Annotated in this window: 15 protein-coding genes; 11 read left to right on the forward strand and 4 right to left on the reverse strand. The window is 71.0% G+C overall.

Annotation, left to right across the window (positions count from 1 at the left end; genetic code table 11):
* The first annotated feature begins 5 nt into the window (after positions 1–5).
* Positions 6–608 (forward strand): TetR/AcrR family transcriptional regulator, encoded by a 603-nt coding sequence (locus QQX02_RS10640; protein WP_301142987.1) that lies wholly within the window; start codon positions 6–8, stop codon positions 606–608.
* Between the two features lie 9 nt (positions 609–617).
* Here the strand turns inward: QQX02_RS10640 and QQX02_RS10645 are convergent, their stop codons facing one another.
* Positions 618–2,570 (reverse strand): M3 family metallopeptidase, encoded by a 1,953-nt coding sequence (locus tag QQX02_RS10645; protein ID WP_301142989.1) that lies wholly within the window; start codon positions 2,568–2,570, stop codon positions 618–620.
* A 162-nt stretch (positions 2,571–2,732) separates the two neighbouring features.
* Here QQX02_RS10645 and QQX02_RS10650 point away from each other — a divergent pair, with 162 nt between their 5' ends.
* On the forward strand, positions 2,733–3,311 hold the full coding sequence (locus tag QQX02_RS10650) for a DoxX family protein (protein ID WP_301142990.1): 579 nt from the start codon (positions 2,733–2,735) through the stop codon (positions 3,309–3,311).
* Positions 3,312–3,339: 28 nt separating this feature from the next.
* Here QQX02_RS10650 and QQX02_RS10655 read toward each other — a convergent pair whose 3' ends face one another.
* The 3 genes from QQX02_RS10655 to QQX02_RS10665 are packed head-to-tail and all read right to left on the reverse strand — an operon-like array spanning position 3,340 to position 6,489.
* Positions 3,340–4,116, reverse strand: coding sequence for an SGNH/GDSL hydrolase family protein (locus tag QQX02_RS10655; protein WP_301142991.1), 777 nt, complete (start codon positions 4,114–4,116; stop codon positions 3,340–3,342).
* A 16-nt stretch (positions 4,117–4,132) separates the two neighbouring features.
* The gene (locus QQX02_RS10660) at positions 4,133–5,323 is read right to left on the reverse strand and encodes a glycosyltransferase (protein WP_301142992.1); all 1,191 of its coding nucleotides are present in this window, start codon (positions 5,321–5,323) and stop codon (positions 4,133–4,135) included.
* Positions 5,320–6,489 carry a glycosyltransferase family 4 protein gene (locus QQX02_RS10665; RefSeq protein ID WP_301142994.1) on the reverse strand — a complete coding sequence of 390 codons (1,170 nt, stop codon included), beginning with the start codon at positions 6,487–6,489 and terminating at the stop codon, positions 5,320–5,322. Before QQX02_RS10665 ends, QQX02_RS10660 begins: the two co-directional genes overlap by 4 nt.
* Positions 6,490–6,618: 129 nt before the next feature.
* Between QQX02_RS10665 and QQX02_RS10670 the strand changes: the two genes are divergently transcribed.
* The 9 genes from QQX02_RS10670 (at position 6,619) to QQX02_RS10710 (ending at position 18,330) form a co-directional block, all read left to right on the forward strand.
* Positions 6,619–7,230, forward strand: a complete 612-nt coding sequence (locus QQX02_RS10670; RefSeq protein WP_301142995.1) for a copper resistance CopC family protein — start codon at positions 6,619–6,621, stop codon at positions 7,228–7,230.
* A gap of 31 nt (positions 7,231–7,261) precedes the next feature.
* The gene (locus QQX02_RS10675) at positions 7,262–8,503 is read left to right on the forward strand and encodes an MFS transporter (RefSeq protein ID WP_301142996.1); all 1,242 of its coding nucleotides are present in this window, start codon (positions 7,262–7,264) and stop codon (positions 8,501–8,503) included.
* 19 nt (positions 8,504–8,522) lie between these two features.
* The gene (hemC, locus tag QQX02_RS10680; protein WP_301142997.1) at positions 8,523–9,440 is read left to right on the forward strand and encodes a hydroxymethylbilane synthase; all 918 of its coding nucleotides are present in this window, start codon (positions 8,523–8,525) and stop codon (positions 9,438–9,440) included.
* A 1-nt stretch (position 9,441) separates the two neighbouring features.
* Positions 9,442–10,464, forward strand: coding sequence for a uroporphyrinogen-III synthase (locus QQX02_RS10685; RefSeq protein ID WP_301142998.1), 1,023 nt, complete (start codon positions 9,442–9,444; stop codon positions 10,462–10,464).
* Positions 10,461–11,447 (forward strand): porphobilinogen synthase, encoded by a 987-nt coding sequence (gene hemB / locus QQX02_RS10690; protein WP_301142999.1) that lies wholly within the window; start codon positions 10,461–10,463, stop codon positions 11,445–11,447. Before QQX02_RS10685 ends, hemB begins: the two co-directional genes overlap by 4 nt.
* 37 nt (positions 11,448–11,484) lie before the next feature.
* Positions 11,485–12,795, forward strand: a complete 1,311-nt coding sequence (hemL, locus tag QQX02_RS10695) for a glutamate-1-semialdehyde 2,1-aminomutase (RefSeq protein WP_301143000.1) — start codon at positions 11,485–11,487, stop codon at positions 12,793–12,795.
* Between the two features lie 443 nt (positions 12,796–13,238).
* The gene (locus tag QQX02_RS10700; protein WP_301143014.1) at positions 13,239–14,639 is read left to right on the forward strand and encodes an MFS transporter; all 1,401 of its coding nucleotides are present in this window, start codon (positions 13,239–13,241) and stop codon (positions 14,637–14,639) included.
* Between the two features lie 2 nt (positions 14,640–14,641).
* Positions 14,642–16,813, forward strand: a complete 2,172-nt coding sequence (locus QQX02_RS10705) for a molybdopterin oxidoreductase family protein (protein WP_301143020.1) — start codon at positions 14,642–14,644, stop codon at positions 16,811–16,813.
* Entirely contained in the window at positions 16,810–18,330 is a 1,521-nt protein-coding gene (locus tag QQX02_RS10710) for an FAD-dependent oxidoreductase (RefSeq protein ID WP_301143021.1), read from the forward strand. Before QQX02_RS10705 ends, QQX02_RS10710 begins: the two co-directional genes overlap by 4 nt.

Genomic DNA, 18,330 nt, shown 5'->3' on the forward strand with positions numbered 1-18,330 from the left:
CCGCCATGGACGCGGACCGGGACGGCGACGGCTATCAGAAGGGGCGCGACACGCGCGCCCAGATCCTGGATGCCGCGATGCGCCAGTTCGCCGTCAGCGGCTACCGCGGGAGCTCGCTACGAGACATCGCCGCGAGCGCCGGTCTCACACATCCGGGCCTGCTCTATCACTTCCCGACCAAGGCGTCCCTCCTCAGCGCCGTGCTCGAGTACCGCGACCGCGTCGACTCCCAGGACCGCCCGGTGCGGGGCGAGCTGGGGCTCGACGCGCTGCGCAGCATGGTCGCCTCGGCCCGTCACAACGAGACTCAGCGAGGCATCGTCGAACTGTTCGCCGTGCTCTCGGCCGAGGCCACGGGCACCGATCACCCCGCTCACGAGTACTTCGCGCGCCGCTACGCCACCCTGCTTGCCCGAGTGACCTCGGCCTATGAGGTGGCCCGCGACGAAGGCGCGCTGCGGCCCGGCATCGACCCCTCGGCGGCCGCCTCTCAGCTGGTCGCGCTGATGGACGGGCTGCAGGTGCAGTGGCTCATGGGCGCCAGGCCCACGCCGATGGGCGATCTCGTCAAGGCGCACATCGACGCGCAGCTCACGCGGCCGCTCTAGCGCTCGCCGCTACGAGGTCGCGAGGCTCGCGAGCCACTCCTCATAGGCCCGCGTGCTGAACGGGCGGCCCAGGAAGTCCTCGATGAGGCGCGCCGCAGGGCGTGAGCCGCCTGGCGCCAGCACGGCGTCCCGGTAGCGTCGCGACCGGGTCTGGTCCAGGAGGTGCTCCGGATCGAACCCGGTGAAGAGATCCTTGGCGATGGACAGGCTCCACTGATACGTGTAGTAGCAGGCGGAATACGTGGTGAGGTGACCGAAGGACGCGTACTGGTGCGTCCCCTCGAGCGGGGTGCGCACGTCCAGCTCGCGCTCGATGGCGGCCGATGCGCTCGCGAGGTCCTCGGGGACGTCGCGGTGGAGTCGGTACGACAGCTGCGCGTACACGAGCTGGCGACAGGTCGTCAGGCCCGCCCCGAGGTCACGGCTCGCTCGTAGCGCCTCCACCAGCGTCGCGGGAATCGGCTCGCCGTCATCGTCGATCGCGAAGCGTGCCAGCACCTCATGAGTCCAGGCCCACTCCTCGAGCAGCTGCGACGGCGCCTCCACGAAGTCCCACTCGCCCTGCTCCGACAGTCCGGCGAGCCGCGAGTGCCGCACGCCACCGGAGAAGACGACGTGCAGCAGGTGACCGAACTCGTGCAGGTACGTCTCGAGGTCATCGAACGTCATCCGACCGCGCGGGAAGTTGCACACCAGCGCAGCCTCGGGGAGGTGCTGGCCGCCGATCCCGGTGACGAGAGGGAAGCAGGCCATGTGGCCGTACTTCCCCGGGCGCGGATGCATGTCGAGGTAGATGCGGCCGATCGTGTCGCCGGCATCGACCACATCGAAGGCCTGGACATCGTCGTGCCACGAGGGAGCGTCGAACACCGGGGAGAAGCTCACGCCGAACAGCTCGGCCGTGAGCGCCAGGATCCCGTCGCGCACCCGCTGATAGTCGAGGTAGCGGCGCACCTCGCGGGCGTCGACGCCGAATCGCTCGGCCTTGAGAGTCTCGATGTAGAAGCGAGAGTCGGACACGAGCAGCGAAGTGGCGTCGGGCACGTCGCGACGCTTGCGCTCCAGCAGCATCGCCGCATCGGCCTCGCCTGCCGGCCTCGCGGCGGCCTCCACGCCCGTGAGGAACGCGTCGATGCCCGCTCCGTCCGTCATCATCATGCGAGCGGTCGCGTAGTCGGCCCAACCGCCGAACCCGAGCAGCCGCGCCTTCTCGTCTCGCAGGCGCAGCAGGCGGCTCAGCACCTCGTCATTCACGGGGTACGCGCGCTGGTAGTCGGCTCGCATGAGCGCCTCACGTGCGTCCGCATCGGTCGACATGTCGAGGAACGGGCCCAGGTCGGGGTAGTCCGTCGTGATCTCGATCAGGCCGTCCTCGCCTGCCGGGTGCGCCGCGACGTAGTCGTCGGGAAGGCCCGCGAGCGAGGACGGGGCGACACGGATGCTCCGGGTGTCCTCCCGAATGTTCTCGGAGAACTCGGTGGCGGCCGACGAGAGCGCGTCGTCGAGCTGCGCGAGCCGGTCGCGCTGATCGGCACCGAGGTGTGCGCCGGCGAGCCTGAAGTCCGCCAGGATGAGGTCCCGCGCATAGGCGTCATCGCCCTCGAGAGCGGCACCGCTGAGGGCACCGGACATGGCGGAGTACAGCGCAGGGTCGCCGTCGCGTGCCGTGCGGAACCGCTGCGTGCGCTGCTGCAGGTCGGTGCATCGCACGCGCACCTCCCGATCCGGATGGACCTCCGAGATGCTCTCCATGAGCTGGTGCGCGTGGGTGAGCGCGATGTCGGCGTCGTTCCACGCCGTCAGCGCCTCCTCGGCGGTCGGCGCTCCATCGGCGTCACCGGCCGTGAGCGTCCCCAGACGGGCGCGGGCCGTGTTGAGGCGCTCTGACACGTAGTTCTCGACGAAGGTCGTCCAGTCGGAGTCGGCAGCGGGAAAGGTCACGAAGGAGGGCGCTCGGCTCATGGCGACGACTGTACTCCCGGGACGTTGGTCCCCCAGGGGCCGCAGAACCCGGCCAAGGCGCGACGACACCCTGTCGTTCCGTGCGATCCCACCGCACTTTCTGGGTCCGTGTTCGCTACGGTCAGGAGCGTACGACCTACTCTGACCCCGAGGAGCACTGTCATGGCTGCAATGGAGCACAACGACGAACACGCGACCGGACAAGTGGGGTCGCGTACGGGCTGGATCTTCCTCAGCCTCACCCGCATCGCGATCGGCTGGATCTTCCTGTGGGCATTCCTGGACAAGCTGTTCGGTCTGGGATTCTCGACGTGTCGTCAGGACGACGGCTCGATCCAAGTCATGTGCGAGCGCGCATGGCTCGAAGGCGGCGCCGTGACGGAGGGCTACCTGGCCTCATCGTCCGGCCCGTTCGCCGACTTCTTCATCGGTCTCGCCGACCAGCGCTGGACGGACTGGGGCTTCATGATCGGTCTCGCCGGCGTGGGCCTCGCGCTCATCCTGGGCATCGGCACCCGCATCGCTGCGGTCGCAGGATCGCTGCTGCTCGCCATGATGTACGTGTCGCACGCGTGGCCGAACGCTGGCGGCAACGCCAACAACCCGTTCATGGACGACCACATCCTGCAGATCCTCGCGATCATCGCGATCGTGCTGCTCGAGCGCACCTGGCAGGCCGTGGGCCTGGGCAACTGGTGGCGCAAGCTGTCGATCGTGCAGAAGAACCGCTGGCTCGTCTAGTTCTCGCTCGCTGGTGCGGCTCGCGCCCTCAGGCGCGCGCCGCACCGCGCAGCCGCGACCGTCTCTCCTCGAGCATCTCGTGCGCGACGGCTTGAGCCACCTGCGGAATGAGATCGCGGCTGCGGCGTGCCGCCCACGGTGCTCCCTTCCGCATCAGCCACCAGGCCCGCTCCGTCGTACGCGGAGGCACGGGTGGGGAGTCGATGGGCGCGACTGCCGCCCACCACGGTGCCACGCGTTCCAGAGCGGCGGCGGCGATGGCGCGGTGCCCCAGCGGCGAGGGGTGGATGCGATCGATGTGCCATGCCGACCGGCCGGCCTGGCGAAACACCGTCGCTCCGTCGATGACGAGGGTTCCTGTCGCCTCAGCAGCCCCACGAATCGCCCCGTTGAGCGCGTGGACCCGCCTCGCCATGACGGCGCCCACCGCGGCCGGGAGCAGGTCGAACAATCCGATCCGGTCGATCGTCACCGTGACCACCACGCAGCCCGGACCTGACAGCCGCTCCCACGCCGCTCTGAGCGTGAGCTCGACGGCGATCGGGTCGAAGTCTCCGCGGAGCACGTCGTTTCCGCCCGCGGTGACCAGCACCACATCGGGCCGCGCCGCGATGGCCGCATCGAGCTGCGCTCCGTGGAGGTCGCGCACCCTGGTGCCGTTCGCCGCGAGGTTCAGGTAGGTCGCCGCGCCGAGGGCGCGGGCCGTGTGCGCCGCCCATCCCACGTCGCCCCGCGCATCCTGGACGCCGTCGCCCACCCCCAGGGTGATGGAGTCCCCGATCGCGACGACCACAGGTACGGGCACGGGGGTCCTCCGTCCGTCAGTGCCCGGAGCGGGCTCTCTCCCGGGCACGGCGCCGCCCCGCCGCACCGGTGTGCGGGTCAAGGTCGGCGCCGAGTGCGCGGGTATGAAGCGCGAGCATCAACTCGACGGTGGCGGACCAGGGCATGGTCTCTGCTCGTGCGCGGGCTGCGGCGCGGCGCGTGGGCTCGTCGCGGTCGAGCACTCGCTCGATCGCATCCGCAAACGCCTCAGGGGTGCCCTCCGCCGGTTCGCCGCCATAGCCGACGACCTCGGGGAGCGCCGATGCGGCGTTCACCACGGCGGGGGTGCCGGAGGCGAGGGCCTCGAGCGCTGCGAGGCCGAACGTCTCGATGGGGCCCGGCGCGATCACCGCATCGGCGGTCGCGAGCAGGCGGGCGAAACGCGACCGGCCCTTGACGAACCCGAGGAAGTCCACGGGCAGCCCGGCGGCGTCGGCGCGGACCGCGGACTCGATCGCGCCAGTGCCGGCGCTCAGCAGCCGTACCCGTCGCCCCCGTTCCGTGAGGACGCGGACTGCGCCGACGGCGAGGTCGGGCCTCTTCTCGGCGGACAGTCGCGACGCCATCAGCAGCAGCGCCTCGCCCGGCTCGGCCACCTCGGCGCGGAGCGCGGCGTCGTGATGCGAGGGGTGAAACCGGTCGAGGTCGACCCCCAGCGGGACATGAGCGATCTCCCGACCGATGCGGGCGAACTCCTCGGCGGCGTAGTCCGTGGTGCAGACGATCGTCGCGAATCGACGCGAGGTGCCCCTGTTGTGGGCATCAGCGATGCGACCGAGGGGGAGGACGCCTCCGAGCCACCCCGGCAGGTGCGACGCCAGCGCACCGTCAGCACGCTCGTGAGCGAAGAAGGCGCTCGGGACGCCGCGGCGGGCCGCCCAGGTGCCAAGGCCGCGCAGGGTGGTGCGATCGGACACCTCGAGCACGTCCGGCGAGAATCCGGTGAGGATCTCGCGGACCTGCGCCACGCGCGAGATCACCCGGTAGCCGCCGGAGAGAGGCAGCACTGGGCTCGCGACCGAGACCCGCCGCCCGTACTCGGTCTCCTCGTCCGCATCGTGCGGGCCCGGCACCACCATGAGGAACTCGTGGCCGCGCTCGCGGTAGCCGCGTCCCAGCTCGTGCATCGCGGTGCGGAGGCCTCCCGAGGTGGGGCCATAGAAGTTCGCGATGTGCGCGATCCTCATGGCTCGACCACGTCGTGCTCGAGGATGTCCCACGGGCGCACCGGCGTCGCGTCGTGGGAGCGGATCGCCTCTTCGTAGTAGCCGATGAGGGTGTCGCACACGCGCGGCCAGGTGCGGTCCTCCACGGACACTCTGGCGTTCGCGGAGAAGCGTTCGCGGCGTTCGGTGTCGGAGACGAGCGTGCGCACCCCCGCGACCATCAGGTCGAGCCGGCCGGGGGTGTAGAGGTAGCCCGTGTGGTCCGTGTCGACAAGATCGATGGGTCCGCCGCGGCGTGGTGCGACCACGGGGACGCCCGAGGCGTGCGCCTCCTGAATGGTCTGACAGAAGGTCTCGAGCTCTCCGCAATGCACGAACACGTCCAGGCTCGCGAGCGCGCGCGCCAACTCGTCGCCCGCGAGGAAGCCGGTGAAGACCGCGTCGGGCATCAGCGTCTCGAGACGGGATCGCGAGGGGCCGTCGCCGATGATCACCACGCGAATGCCCTCGACGTCGGTGAGCCGGGCGAGATCTTCGACGCGCTTCTCGGCCGCGAGCCGGCCCGCGTATCCCACGATCACCTCGCCGTTCGGCGCCCAGCGCGCGCGAAGGTCAGCATCCTGGCGGTCGGGCCGGAACCGCGCGGTGTCGACTCCGCGCGGCCACAGTCGCAGTCGCGGGACGCCCAGCTGCTCGAGCTGGCGCATCGCGTACGTGGATGGCGCCAGTGTGAGGTCGGCCCGCGCGTGGATGTTGAGGACTCGGTTCCACAGGAGAGGCTCGCCCCACGCGGCGTTGTAGCTTCCCGCGTAGCTGGGGACCTCGGTCTGATAGATGGCGACGGTGGGAAGGTCCAGCTCATTCGCTGCGCGAATCGCGGACCAGCCGAGCATGAACGGGGATGCGAGGTGCACCACGTCCGGCTCGAAGTCGTCGAGCATGCGGCCGATGCGCGCCGACCCTGACAGCGACACCCTCACATCGTCGTAGCCCGGCCAGCCCATCGACGGCAGTCGCTTCACGGTCGCGGAGCCGTAGCGGATCGGTCCCGCCGAGCCCTTCGCCTCGGGGGCGATGACGAGCGCTTCATCCCCGCGCGCCGTCAGGTGCTCGATGACGCGCAGGAGCGAGTGCGTCACGCCGTTCGCATGCGGCAGGAACGACTCGGCGACCAGTGCGACTTTCACGCCACCATTGTCGCCGTCAGGGTGCACCGCGGCGAGCCTGAGCGCTCCGAATGTCCCGTGAACATTGAGTGTCGGCGGGATGACGGCGCTGGGGGAATCGCATGCGGCGGGAGTGGGACACTGGGAGCTATGCCCATCGATGTCCGCGCCCTCGCTCGTCCGTTGCTCGTTCTCGCCGCAGCCGCAGTGCTCGTCCTCACGTGGGGCTCGCCCGCGTCTGCGCACACCGAGCTGCGAGCCACGACTCCGGAGCAGGGATCGACGGTCGACCAGCTGTCCGAGGTGCGGCTCGAGTTCACGGGCGACCTGCTCGAGATCGGCGCCGAGCTCACCCTCGTCGATGCTGCGGGCACCGAGCACGAGCTGGTGCCCCAGTTCCCGTCGGCGAATGCCGTCACGGGGACCGTCGAGGACGAGGTCGCCGCGGGCGACGCGGAGCTGCGCTGGCGCATCGTCGCCGAGGACGGGCACCCGATCGAAGGAGTGCTCGCCTTCACGTACGCCGGCCCAGTCGAGACCGAGACGCCGGTGGAGAGCCCCACACCCGCAGACGATGAGCCCATCGGCGAGGAGGTGGCGACGTCCTCGACTCCCGAGGCCACACCGTCCCCGACCGCGCCTGCCGACCCTGACTCGGGCGCGCCCGAGGACATCCCGGCGTGGGTCCTCCCGCTCCTGGGAGTGGTCGCCGCGGGCGGCGCGCTCGTGGCGATCCTCGCCGCCAGGGCCCGGCAGCGATGACGCGCCCCGCCGCAGCACTCGCCGGATCCTCATGACGGACCTGCCCTCGACGCTCGACGCCGGGCAGCCGCGCTGGAAGGTGCCGCGCACCGCCCTCGAGCCTCGCCCCTGGCATGTGCTCGCCGCGTTCGCCGTCATCGGCTTCGGCATCGGTCTCACCCAGAACGGCGCTGCGAGCGTGGTGCAGGACCAGATCGCCGACCTCGGCACCACCATCGATGTGCTCGGATTCACCATGGTCGCGTACTCCGTGGGAGTGGTGGTCGGAGCGCCGCTGATCATGGTCGGCCTGGGCCGCGTGCGACGGAGGCCGCTGCTCGTGGTGATGGCGGCGCTGTTCCTGCTGACCACCGTCGCCACCGTGATCGCCCCGACCGTCGAGATCCTGCTGGCCGTGCGTTTCGTCGCGGGGCTCCCGCACGGCGCGCTGCTCGGCGTCGCATCCTTCGTCGCGATGAGCGTCCTGGGTCGCGAACGGCGCGGCAAGGCCGTCTCGATCATCATGCTGGGGCTCACCACGTCCCTCGTGGTCGGCGTACCGCTCATGCAATGGCTGTCGAATGTCGCCTCGTGGCGCATGGCCTACGTCGTGGTGGCGATCATCGCGGCGATCGGCCTGGTGGGCGTGTGGCTGTTCACCCCCGACCTTCCTGGCGACCCTGCCGCCTCGCCACGATCCGAGCTGCGCGCGCTGCGCGGCCGGCCGCTGTGGACCGCGATCGTCGCCATCACCGTCGGCTTCGCGGGCCTCGGCGCGGTGTTCTCGTACATCGTTCCGCTGCTCGAGATCACCAACGGGTTCGCGCCGAGCCAGGTCACGTGGATTCTCGTGGCGTGGGGTGGCGCCATGACGCTCGGCGCGTGGCTGGGCGGACAGCTCACTGACCGGTCGCACGTGGGTGCCGGACGCCTGGGACTGGTGGGCGTCGCGTGCGCGCTGCTGGGGATCGGACTGTTCGGCGACATCCCCGTCGCGACAGTCGTGCTGCTCGTCGCGCTCGGAGCCTCCGTCCAGGTGTTCTCGCAGTCGTCCCAGGTCCACCTGATGGACGTGCTGCAGGGCTCGCCTTCGCTCGGCTCGGCGCTCGCACACGCCGCACTCAATGCGGCGACCGCCGTGGGCACCGGTCTCGGCGCCCTGGTCATCGCGTGGGGATTCGGATATCGGGCTCCGGCGTGGGTCGCGCTCGTGCTCGCGGCCGCCGCCCTGATCATCGTCATCGTCGGCCCCGGGTACCGCGGGCCGGTCCAGTGGCGGCGGCCCACCGCGTGACTATGGAAAAGTGGGGGACATGAAGCTTCGACTCGGCACGCGCGCGTCTCTGCTCGCCCGCACCCAGTCGGGCATGGTGGCCGATGCGCTCATGGAGCGTGCACGGGAGACGGGCGTCGACCTCGAGGTCGAACTGGTCGAGATCACCACCCACGGCGACATCTCACGCGGCTCTCTCGTCGGGCTGTCGGAGGTGGGGGTGTTCGTCGCCGCGCTGCGCGAGGGCCTCCTCGACGGCACGTGCGACCTCGCCGTGCATTCCCTCAAGGACATGCCCACGCAGCTCCACCCGGAGCTCGAACTCGCCGCGGTCTCCGCCCGTGAAGACGTGCGGGACGCGCTGTGCACCACGGGACCGGGCCTGCGCGACCTCCCGGAGGGCGCGGCGATCGGCACCGGGTCCCCGCGACGCGGTGCTCAGCTGCTCGCGGTGCGGCCTGATCTTCGAGTCGAACCGCTGCGCGGAAACGTGGATACCAGGCTGGGCCGCGTGGGCGACGACCTCGACGGCGTGGTGCTGGCCGCGGCGGGTCTGGCGCGACTGGGCCGTCTGGATGAGGCCACTGAACTGATCGACCCCGAGGACATGATGCCGGCCCCGGGTCAGGGTGCGCTCGCGATCGAGATTCTGCCGGGGGCCGATGCGGCGTGGGCGGACATCGTGCGCTCGCTCGACGACGCCGCCACGCGCGCCGCCGTCACCGCCGAGAGGTCGCTGCTCGGTGTGCTCGATGCGGGGTGCTCCGCGCCCATCGGCGCGTACGCGACGGTCGAGAACGGGCAGCTGTCGCTCAGGGCACGCGTCGTGGACGTGGCCGGTACTCTCGCCCTCAACGAGTCTGCGCGAGGACCGGCCAGCGAAGCCGCGTCGCTGGGACGCAGCACGGGGTGGACGCTGCTGGGGCGCGGAGCCGCCCGCCTGATGGGGAGGAACTGACATGGATCTCACTGCTCTGCGAGGACGGCGTCTGCTGGTGCCGGTGACGGCGCAACGTCGCCACCTGGCGCAACGACTCGCGCAGGCCGGCGCCATCGTCGAGGAGGCGGAGTTCATCGCGATCGCCCCCGCCGAGGATCAGGACGCCCTCGAAGAGGCGACGCTGGCATGGTGCTCCGGCGACTACGACTGGCTTGCGGTGACGAGCCGCAATGCGCTGCGCGCGATGGAGCGCATCGCATCCGCGCGGGGCATGTCGCTGGCCGCCCCGCTGCCCGACGCCAAGGTCGCCACCGTCGGCGAGGCGACCCGGGCGGTGTGCGAGAGCCTCGGCCTCGACGTGACACTGGTGCCGTCTGGCCGTCAGAACGCTCGTGGCATCGTCGAGGAGTTTCCCGACGGCCCCGGCCGTGTGCTCGCTCCCCTGGGGAACCTGGCGGCGCCCGTGCTGCCGCGTGGCCTGGAGCGCAAGGGCTGGCAGGTGCACGGCGTCGAGGCGTACCGCACCATCGACGGTCCCGGCGTGGGCCGTGCGACCCGCGAGGAGCTCGAGGCGGGGGAGTTCGACGCCGTGCTGCTGACGTCGGGCTCCGTGGCCGAGCGCTTCGCCGCGAGCGTGCCGCATCTGCCGGAGCACACGATGGTGGTCGCGATCGGCGACATGACGGCAGCCTCGGCGCGTGCCGCTGGGCTGACCGTGAGCGCCGTCGCCACCGCGCCGTCGTACGACGGCATCGTGGCGGGCCTGCTCGAGGCGCTGGACCCCGACGTCGCGGAGGCGTACGACGACGAGGACGCCAGCGAAGCGGTCGACGGCGACAGCGACTCCGAGGTCGAGCAGGACGGCGCCGAGAGGTCCGGCCACGACGAGGACCACAGCGACTCCGACGTCTCCGAGGAGCAGGTCACAGAGTCCGTGGCCACCGAGACCGACGCCACTGAGGACACCGTCACCGAGCATGACGAGGCCGACGATGAGCAGGATGTCGACGACGCTCCTGCGGAGGACGACGGCGCGCGATGAGCGTTCCCCGGCCCGTCCGCCGTCCTCGCCGTCTGCGCACCACGCCCGCCATGCGCCGGCTGGTGCGGGAGACCCGCGTCGACCCCGCTCAGCTGGTGCTGCCGCTCTTCGTGCGCGAGGGGGCCGACGAGGCTCGCCCGATCGACTCCATGCCGGGCGTGTCTCAGCACCCGCTCTCCGGCATCGGCGCTCAGGTGCGCCGGGCGGCCGATGCGGGCCTCGGCGGCGTGATGCTGTTCGCCATCCCGTCCACTCGCGATGCCATGGGGTCCCAGGCGTGCGCGACTGACGGCATCCTCAACCGCGCGATCGCGGCGTCCGTCGACGCCGCAGGGGATGACGTCGTCGTGATGGCGGACCTGTGCCTGGACGAGTTCACGGACCACGGCCACTGCGGCGTGCTCGCCAGCGACGGGTCGGTCGACAACGACGCGACACTCGAGATCTACGCCTCGATGGCGCTCGCGCAGGCCGAGGCGGGCGCCCATGTACTGGGGCTGAGCGGCATGATGGACGGCCAAGTCGCGGCGGTGCGCGACGCTCTCGATGGCGCCGGCCACGCGTCCACGAGCGTGCTCGCGTATGCAGCGAAGTACGCCTCCGCGGCCTATGGCCCGTTCCGCGACGCCGTGGAGAGCGACCTGCAGGGCGACCGCCGCGCGTATCAGCTCGACCCGGCGAACGGCCGTGAGGGCATTCTCGAAGCCGCTCTCGATGAAGCAGAGGGCGCCGACATGCTGATGGTCAAGCCCGCTCTTCCGTATCTGGACGTGCTCGCCGAGGTGGCTGCCGCATCGGCCGTCCCCGTCGCCGCGTACCACGTGTCCGGGGAGTATTCGCAGATCGAGGCAGCTGCGGAGCGCGGCTGGATCGACCGGCGCGCCGCCCATCTCGAGGCGGTCACGTCGATCGCCCGCGCCGGCGGCGACATCATCCTGACCTATGCGGCGATCGAACTCGCCGAGTGGCTGCGCCACCAGTGACCACGCCGAACCGATAGCGCCCTCCGAGGAGGCACACGTGACCACCTTTGCTCAGCGGGCCGCCGCGATCCTGCCCGGCGGCGTCAACTCCCCGGTCCGCGCCTGGAACGGCGTCGGGGGAGAGCCGGTGCCGATCGCCTCCGCGCGCGGGGCATGGGTGACCGACGCGAACGGCCGCGAGTACGTCGACATGGTCGGCTCGTGGGGGCCAGCCATCTTGGGGCATGCCCACCCCACCGTGGTGCAGGCAGTCCAGGAGGCCGCAGCACGGGGGCTGTCGTTCGGCGCGACCACCGTGCGGGAGGTCGAGCTGGCCGAGGAGATCCGCGCCCGCTACGCCCCGGCCGAGCGCGTCCGACTGGTGTCGACCGGCACCGAAGCGACCATGACGGCGATCCGGCTCGCGCGCGGCGCCACCGGACGCGACGTGATCGTGAAGTTCGCGGGCCTCTATCACGGTCACTCGGACTCCCTGCTGGTGGCTGCGGGTTCGGGCCTCGCGACGGCGGGCGTCCCGGACAGCGCCGGCGTCACCCGGGGGACCGCCGCGGACACGATCGTGCTGCCCTATGGGGATGAGAACGCCCTGACCGATGCCTTCGCCGAGCACGGTCCACGCATCGCGGCCGTCATCACCGAGGCCGCTCCGGCGAACATGGGCACCGTCACCCCGCCACTGGGCTTCAACCGGCTCATCGCGACCCTGTGCCGCAACGAGGGCGCCGTCTTCGTCGTCGACGAGGTGCTGACGGGCTTCCGCGCCGGCCCCGCAGGCTACTGGGGGATCGAGCGTGATGCCGATCTCGCGACGGGAGTCGATCCGTGGCAGCCCGACCTCGTGACCTTCGGCAAGGTCATCGGCGGCGGCATGCCCGTCGCGGCGTTGGGCGGACGGGCCGACCTCATGGAGCAGCTCGCGCCGCTCGGTCCCGTGTACCAGGCGGGCACGCTGTCCGGGAACCCCGTGGCCGTCGCCGCCGGGCTCGCGACCATGCGCCTGCTCACCGACGACGTGTACGCGGGGCTGTCGCGAACGGCCGATGCGCTGGCCACCGGTGTCAGTGACATTCTCACCGAGGCGGGCGTCCGTCACGCGGTGGGCCGGGCGGGCACGCTGTTCTCGGTGTTCCTGGGCCTGGCGCAGGCTCCGGTGACCTTCGAGCAGGCGGCCGCGCAGGACACGGCGGCCTTCGGTCGGCTGTTCCACGCGCTCCACGAATCGGGCGTGCACCTGCCGCCGAGCGCCTTCGAGACTTGGTTCGTGTCGCATCAGCACGGCCACGTCGAGATCGAGCACGTGCTCGACGCCGTGCGCGCGTGGGCCAACTCGGAGACTGCTCACCCCTGACCCTGCGCCTCAGCGGGACATGAGTGCGAGATCCAGGCCCCATCCTGCACTCATGTCCCACCACGGCGCAGCGGTCTCCCGGCCCCACTCGCTAGCAGTGCACCAGCGGACGTTTCGCCCGGAAACGTGCGCTCATGCACTGCTAAGGCGCGCGCGTGGGCGGCGAAGGAGCGCTGACTCTGCGCGCCAGCAGTCATTGAGTGCCGGTTTCACGCGACTTTCGGCACTCATCGACTGCCAGGGCGCATGAAGCCCGCGAGAATTCACCTCACAGCGGCCACCCCTGTGAGGTGAGCAAGAGTTCTCGCCCCTTTCACATGGCGTGGAGCCGATAGAAACATCCCCTCCCTAGCGTGAGACGTGTCCGATGGAGCGCTGTGTCAGCGCCCCGCCGATTGCCTGGCGCGGACGTCACTCGCAGCATCGCACCCTGGGGAGGGTTCATGACGATTCAAGACAAGACCGGCACGGCAGAGGTCGAGCCAGGCGTGGTCGGCCGTGGCCGATGGATCGAGCACTGGACGCCGGAGGACGAGACGTTCTGGGAGGCCAAGGGCAAGGCCATCGCCTTCCGCAACCTGATCTTCTCGATCGTGGCGGAGCACATCGGCTTCTCAGTGTGGCTGCTGTGGTCGATCGTCGTGGTGAAGATGTACGGCACGTTCGACGAGTCGGGCGCGCTGGTGGCCGCCGGGTCGAACGGGTGGGCGCTCACGGCGAGCCAAGGACTGACGCTGCTGGCGGTCGCCTCCGGAGTGGGCGCCTTCCTGCGCATCCCGTACACGTTCGCCGTGCCGATCTTCGGCGGGCGCAACTGGACCGTCGTCTCCGCACTGCTACTGCTCGTGCCCACTCTGGGCCTCGCGTGGGTCGTAGGCCGGCCGGACACCTCGTTCGGCGTGCTCGTCGCGATCGCCGCCACCGCAGGCTTCGGAGGCGGAAACTTCGCCTCGTCGATGGCGAACATCACCTTCTTCTACCCGGACAAGCAGAAGGGCTGGGCACTGGGCCTCAACGCCGCGGGCGGCAACATCGGCGTCGCCGTGGCGCAGAAGCTGGTGCCGTTCGTGATCGGAATCGGCGGTGTCGGCCTCGCCGCCGCGGGCCTGGTGTACGTCCCTCTCGCCCTCGCCGCCGCGGTGCTGGCGTTCCTGTTCATGGACAACCTGCGCGAGGCGAAGGCGGATCCCAAGCCGACGGCGCGCTCTCTGCGTCACGGTCACACGTGGCTGATGTCGTTCCTCTACATCGGCACCTTCGGCTCGTTCATCGGCTACTCCGCGGCCTTCCCGACGCTCCTGTCGGTGGTCTTCGAGCGCACCGACATCGCTCTCGCCTGGGGCTTCATCGGCGCGTTGGTGGGGTCCCTGGCGCGTCCGTACGGTGGCAAGCTCGCAGACCGGTTCGGCGGCTCGATCGTGACGATCATCGCCTTCATCGCTATGGCGGCTGCGGGATATGCGGCGGTCGTGGGAGTGCAGCAGAAGAGCCTGGGGATGTTCTTCGCCAGCTTCATCGCACTGTTCGCCCTCACCGGCATCGGCAACGGCTCGACGTACCGCATGATCCCGTCGATCTTCAACCGCCTGCGTGACCGCCTGGGCGATGGCTCGGAGGCGTCGGTGCTCGACTTCAAGCGGCAGAGTGCCGGAGCGGTGGGCATCATCTCGTCGATCGGCGCCTTCGGCGGCTTCGCGATCCCGTTCGTCTACATGTGGTCCCGCGAGACCTTCGACGGCTCCATCGTTCCCGCGCTGCAGATCTACGTGGTCGTGTTCCTGGTGATGGCGGCGCTGACGTGGGCCTTCTACCTGCGCAAGGGCTCACCGATGGCGAACGTCTGATCGTGTCAGCTCCCACCGAGTCGGCGTCGCCCGGGGCCACTGCGCCGGGCGACGCCGTCGCGACCCACTGCCCCTACTGCGCGCTCCAGTGCGCACAGACGCTCACGCGGACCCCCGACGGCCGCCTGCCTGTCGAGGTCGACGGCCGCGACTTCCCCACCAACAGGGGAGGCCTGTGCCAGAAGGGGTGGACGTCCGCCGAGGTGCTGCGCGCCTCGGACCGCGTGACCACGCCGCTGATCCGCACGGCCGACGGCGGATTCCGCGAGGCCGAATGGGCGGAGGCCCTCGACCTGGTGGCCGATCGCCTGACGGCGCTGCAGGAGGCGCACGGCCGCGACACGGTCGCGGTCTTCGGCGGTGGAGGGCTCACCAACGAGAAGGCCTACGCGCTCGGCAAGTTCACGCGCACCGTGCTGCGCTCTCCGTACATCGACTACAACGGACGGTTCTGCATGTCGTCCGCGGCGGCGGCGTCCAACCGGGCCTTCGGCATGGATCGGGGCCTGGGCTTCCCTCTCGCGGATCTGGGCGGGGCCGATGCGGTCCTCATCTTGGGGTCGAACATGGGCGTCACAATGCCTCCGTTCGTCCAGCACTTGGCCGGAGCGCGTGAGCGCGGCGGACTGGTGGTGGTGGACCCGCGAGAGACGGTGACGGCGCGTCTGGCGAGCGACGACCAGGGCATCCACCTGGCGCCCGTGCCGGCGACCGACATGGTGGTGCTGCTCGCGCTCACCCACGTGGTGCTGGCCGAGGGGCTCGCTGACCTGCACTATCTCGAGGAGCGCACCCACGGGTTCGACGCCGTACGGCGGTCGGTGGCGTCGTGGTGGCCCGAACGTGCGGAGACCGTCTGCGGCATCCCGGCAGACGAGCTGCGACGCACCGCGCGCCTGCTGGCCGCGGCCTCACCCTCGAAAGGGGGCCGTGGCGCCTACGTGCTCACCGGCCGTGGGGTCGAGCAGATGACGCAGGGCACCGCGTGCGTGACCGCCGCGATCAACCTGTCCCTCGTCCTGGGCCTCGTGGGACGCGAGGGGTCCGGGTTCGGGCCGGTCACGGGGCAGGGCAACGGCCAGGGCGGGCGCGAGCACGGCCAGAAGTCGGATCAGCTGCCGGGCTACCGATCGATCTCCGATCCCGCGGCCCGCGCCCATGTGGCCGGCGTGTGGGGGGTGGAACCGGACTCGCTCCCCGGCCCCGGCGTGCCCGCCGTGCAGCTGCTCGCGTCGCTGGGGCGAGAGGGCGGACCCCGGGCGCTGCTCGTGCACGGCAGCAACGTGGTCGTCTCTGCGCCGAACGCCGATGCCGTCCGCGCGTCTCTCTCCAGGCTCGACCTGCTCGTCGTCTGCGACATGGTGCCGTCCGAGACCGCGCTGCTGGCGGACGTCATCCTGCCGGTCACGCAGTGGGCCGAGGAGGACGGCACCATGACCAACCTCGAGGGCCGTGTGCTGCGGCGCCGCAAGGCCGTCGACGCTCCTGGTCGCGCTCGCTCCGAGCTGTGGATCCTCGGCGAGCTCGCGCGTCGCCTGGGCGTGAGCGAGGGCTTTCCCGACGACCCGCGGACCGTCTTCGCGGAGCTGGCCCGCGCATCGGCCGGGGGCGTCGCGGACTACTCGGGCATCGACTACGACCGCCTCGATGCGGGCGAGCAGATCCAGTGGCCGTGCCCGTCGGCGGCCCATCCGGGCACGCCCCGAGTGTTCCTCGAGCGGTTCCCCACGCCGGACGGCAGGGCACGCATGACTCCCGTGGACCACCACGCGCCTCACGACGACGTGCGCGCCGATGCGCCGACGTACCTCGTCACGGGGCGCGTGCTCCAGCACTATCAGTCGGGCGCCCAGACCCGTCGCGTCCCCGAGCTCGACGCCGCTCAGCCCGCGCCCTTCGTGGAGGTGCACCCCCTGCTCGCGGAGCGCATCGGCCTGACCGAAGGCGAGGAGGCGGTGCTGACGACCGCACGCGGCACGGCCACGGCGACCGTGCGCCTCACCGAGTCCGTCCGCCCGGACACGGTCTTCATGGCCTTCCACTGGGCAGGCGCCGGCAGTGCGAATCGCCTCACGAACGACGCCACGGACCCGATCAGCGGTATGCCCGAGTTCAAGGTCACGGCCGTCGCCATTGCTCCCGCCCGCGTGCCTGTGGAGGTGACCGCGCCATGAAGGTGGTGGTGATCGGCCATGGAATGGTGGGGTCGCGATTCGTCGACGAGCTCGTCCGACGCGACCCCCACGCCGAGGTCACCGTGCTCGGCAAGGAGCACCACGAGCCCTACAACCGCGTGCTGCTGTCGAGCGTCGTGAGCGGTCGCACGGAGGCCGGCTCCCTCGCGCTGCCGGGTGCGCCGACCGACAGGGTACGGGTGCTCCGCGGCGTGGCGGCCTCCTCGGTCGACCGCGACGCGCGCGAGGTGGTCGACGCGACGGGCGAGCGCCACCCGTACGATCGCCTGGTCCTCGCGACCGGCTCACAGGCCCGGGTGCCGGGGATTCAGGGCATCGCCAACGACCGCGGGCTCCTGCCGGGCGTGAGCGTTCTGAAGGACCTCGATGACGCTCACCGGATCGTCGCGGGGATTCCGAAGGCGCGCCGAGCGGTGGTGCTCGGTGCCGGCGTGCTCGGCCTGGAGGTGGCGACCGGCCTCGCGTCGCAGGGACTGGCGGTCACGCTCGTCCACCACCACGGCAGGCTCATGGAGCGCCAGCTCGGCGACGCCGCCGCACAGGTGACCACGGGGTCACTGCGCAAGCTCGGCGTCACGGTGATCACCGAGACGTCCGTCGCACACGCCCTGGACCGTCGCGGCGTGTTGAGCGCAGTGAGGCTCACCGACGGCACCGAGAAGCTGACCGACATGCTCGTCATGTGCGCCGGCACCATCCCCGACACGGCACTCGGGCGCGCTGCGGGACTGCCGTGCGAGCGCGGGGTCGTCGTGGGCGCCGACCTCGCCTCGCCGGCCGATGCGCGGGTCTTCGCGATCGGCGACTGCGCCCAGCCGCCCGAAGGCGGCACGGGGCTGGTGGCGCAGGGATGGGAGCAGACGACGCGGCTGGTCGACTCGTGGACGAGTGCGGAGGTCGCGGGCGCCGATGCTGCACCCGCGCCGGTGGACGATGGCGGGCTCGACCCGACGAACGTCGTGCGGGTCAAGGCCGCCGGACTCGACGTGGTCACCATGGGCCTGTCGGGCAAGTTCGAGCACGGGGAGCGCGAGCTGCGCGCCGTGCGCATGAGCGACCCTGCCATCGGCCGGTTCGTCGAGGTGGTGGTCTCTCACGGGCTGCTCGTGGGCGCGACGGTGGTGGGGGACAAGCAGGCGGCCTCCGAGCTCAGCGCGATGTACACCCGGATGCTGCCGGTGCCTGCCGACCCCGCGCACCTCATCATCAGACCGCTCGCGGGCGCCGCCCGTCCGGCCGCCACGGCGGTCGAAGACATGGACGACGACCACACCGTGTGCCAGTGCAACTCCGTCCCGAAGGGCCGCATCGTTGCGGCGCTGGGCGACGGCTGCGCCAGCGTCGAGGACGTCGCCAAGGCCACGCGCGCCGGCACCGGATGCGGTGACTGTCGATCCGTGGTGGCCGCGCTGATCGCGGCCAGCGGCGGTGCCGAGAACCCAGGCTCGCCGAGCCGTGACGACGAGATGTCGGCCCCCGCGCTCGCGGGTGCCTGA

It is taken from the genome of Demequina muriae, from assembly GCF_030418295.1.
In the GTDB taxonomy this organism is placed as follows: domain Bacteria; phylum Actinomycetota; class Actinomycetes; order Actinomycetales; family Demequinaceae; genus Demequina; species Demequina muriae.

Excerpts from the sequence above, each read along its gene's own strand:
- QQX02_RS10640 (WP_301142987.1), top strand. The coding sequence starts at position 6 with ATGGACGCGGACCGGGACGGCGACGGCTATCAGAAGGGGCGCGACACG.
- QQX02_RS10645 (WP_301142989.1), bottom strand. The coding sequence starts at position 2,570 with ATGAGCCGAGCGCCCTCCTTCGTGACCTTTCCCGCTGCCGACTCCGAC.
- QQX02_RS10650 (WP_301142990.1), top strand. The coding sequence starts at position 2,733 with ATGGCTGCAATGGAGCACAACGACGAACACGCGACCGGACAAGTGGGG.
- QQX02_RS10660 (WP_301142992.1), bottom strand. The coding sequence starts at position 5,323 with ATGAGGATCGCGCACATCGCGAACTTCTATGGCCCCACCTCGGGAGGC.
- QQX02_RS10670 (WP_301142995.1), top strand. The coding sequence starts at position 6,619 with ATGCCCATCGATGTCCGCGCCCTCGCTCGTCCGTTGCTCGTTCTCGCC.
- QQX02_RS10675 (WP_301142996.1), top strand. The coding sequence starts at position 7,262 with ATGACGGACCTGCCCTCGACGCTCGACGCCGGGCAGCCGCGCTGGAAG.
- hemC (WP_301142997.1), top strand. The coding sequence starts at position 8,523 with ATGAAGCTTCGACTCGGCACGCGCGCGTCTCTGCTCGCCCGCACCCAG.
- QQX02_RS10685 (WP_301142998.1), top strand. The coding sequence starts at position 9,442 with ATGGATCTCACTGCTCTGCGAGGACGGCGTCTGCTGGTGCCGGTGACG.
- hemB (WP_301142999.1), top strand. The coding sequence starts at position 10,461 with ATGAGCGTTCCCCGGCCCGTCCGCCGTCCTCGCCGTCTGCGCACCACG.
- QQX02_RS10700 (WP_301143014.1), top strand. The coding sequence starts at position 13,239 with ATGACGATTCAAGACAAGACCGGCACGGCAGAGGTCGAGCCAGGCGTG.
- QQX02_RS10710 (WP_301143021.1), top strand. The coding sequence starts at position 16,810 with ATGAAGGTGGTGGTGATCGGCCATGGAATGGTGGGGTCGCGATTCGTC.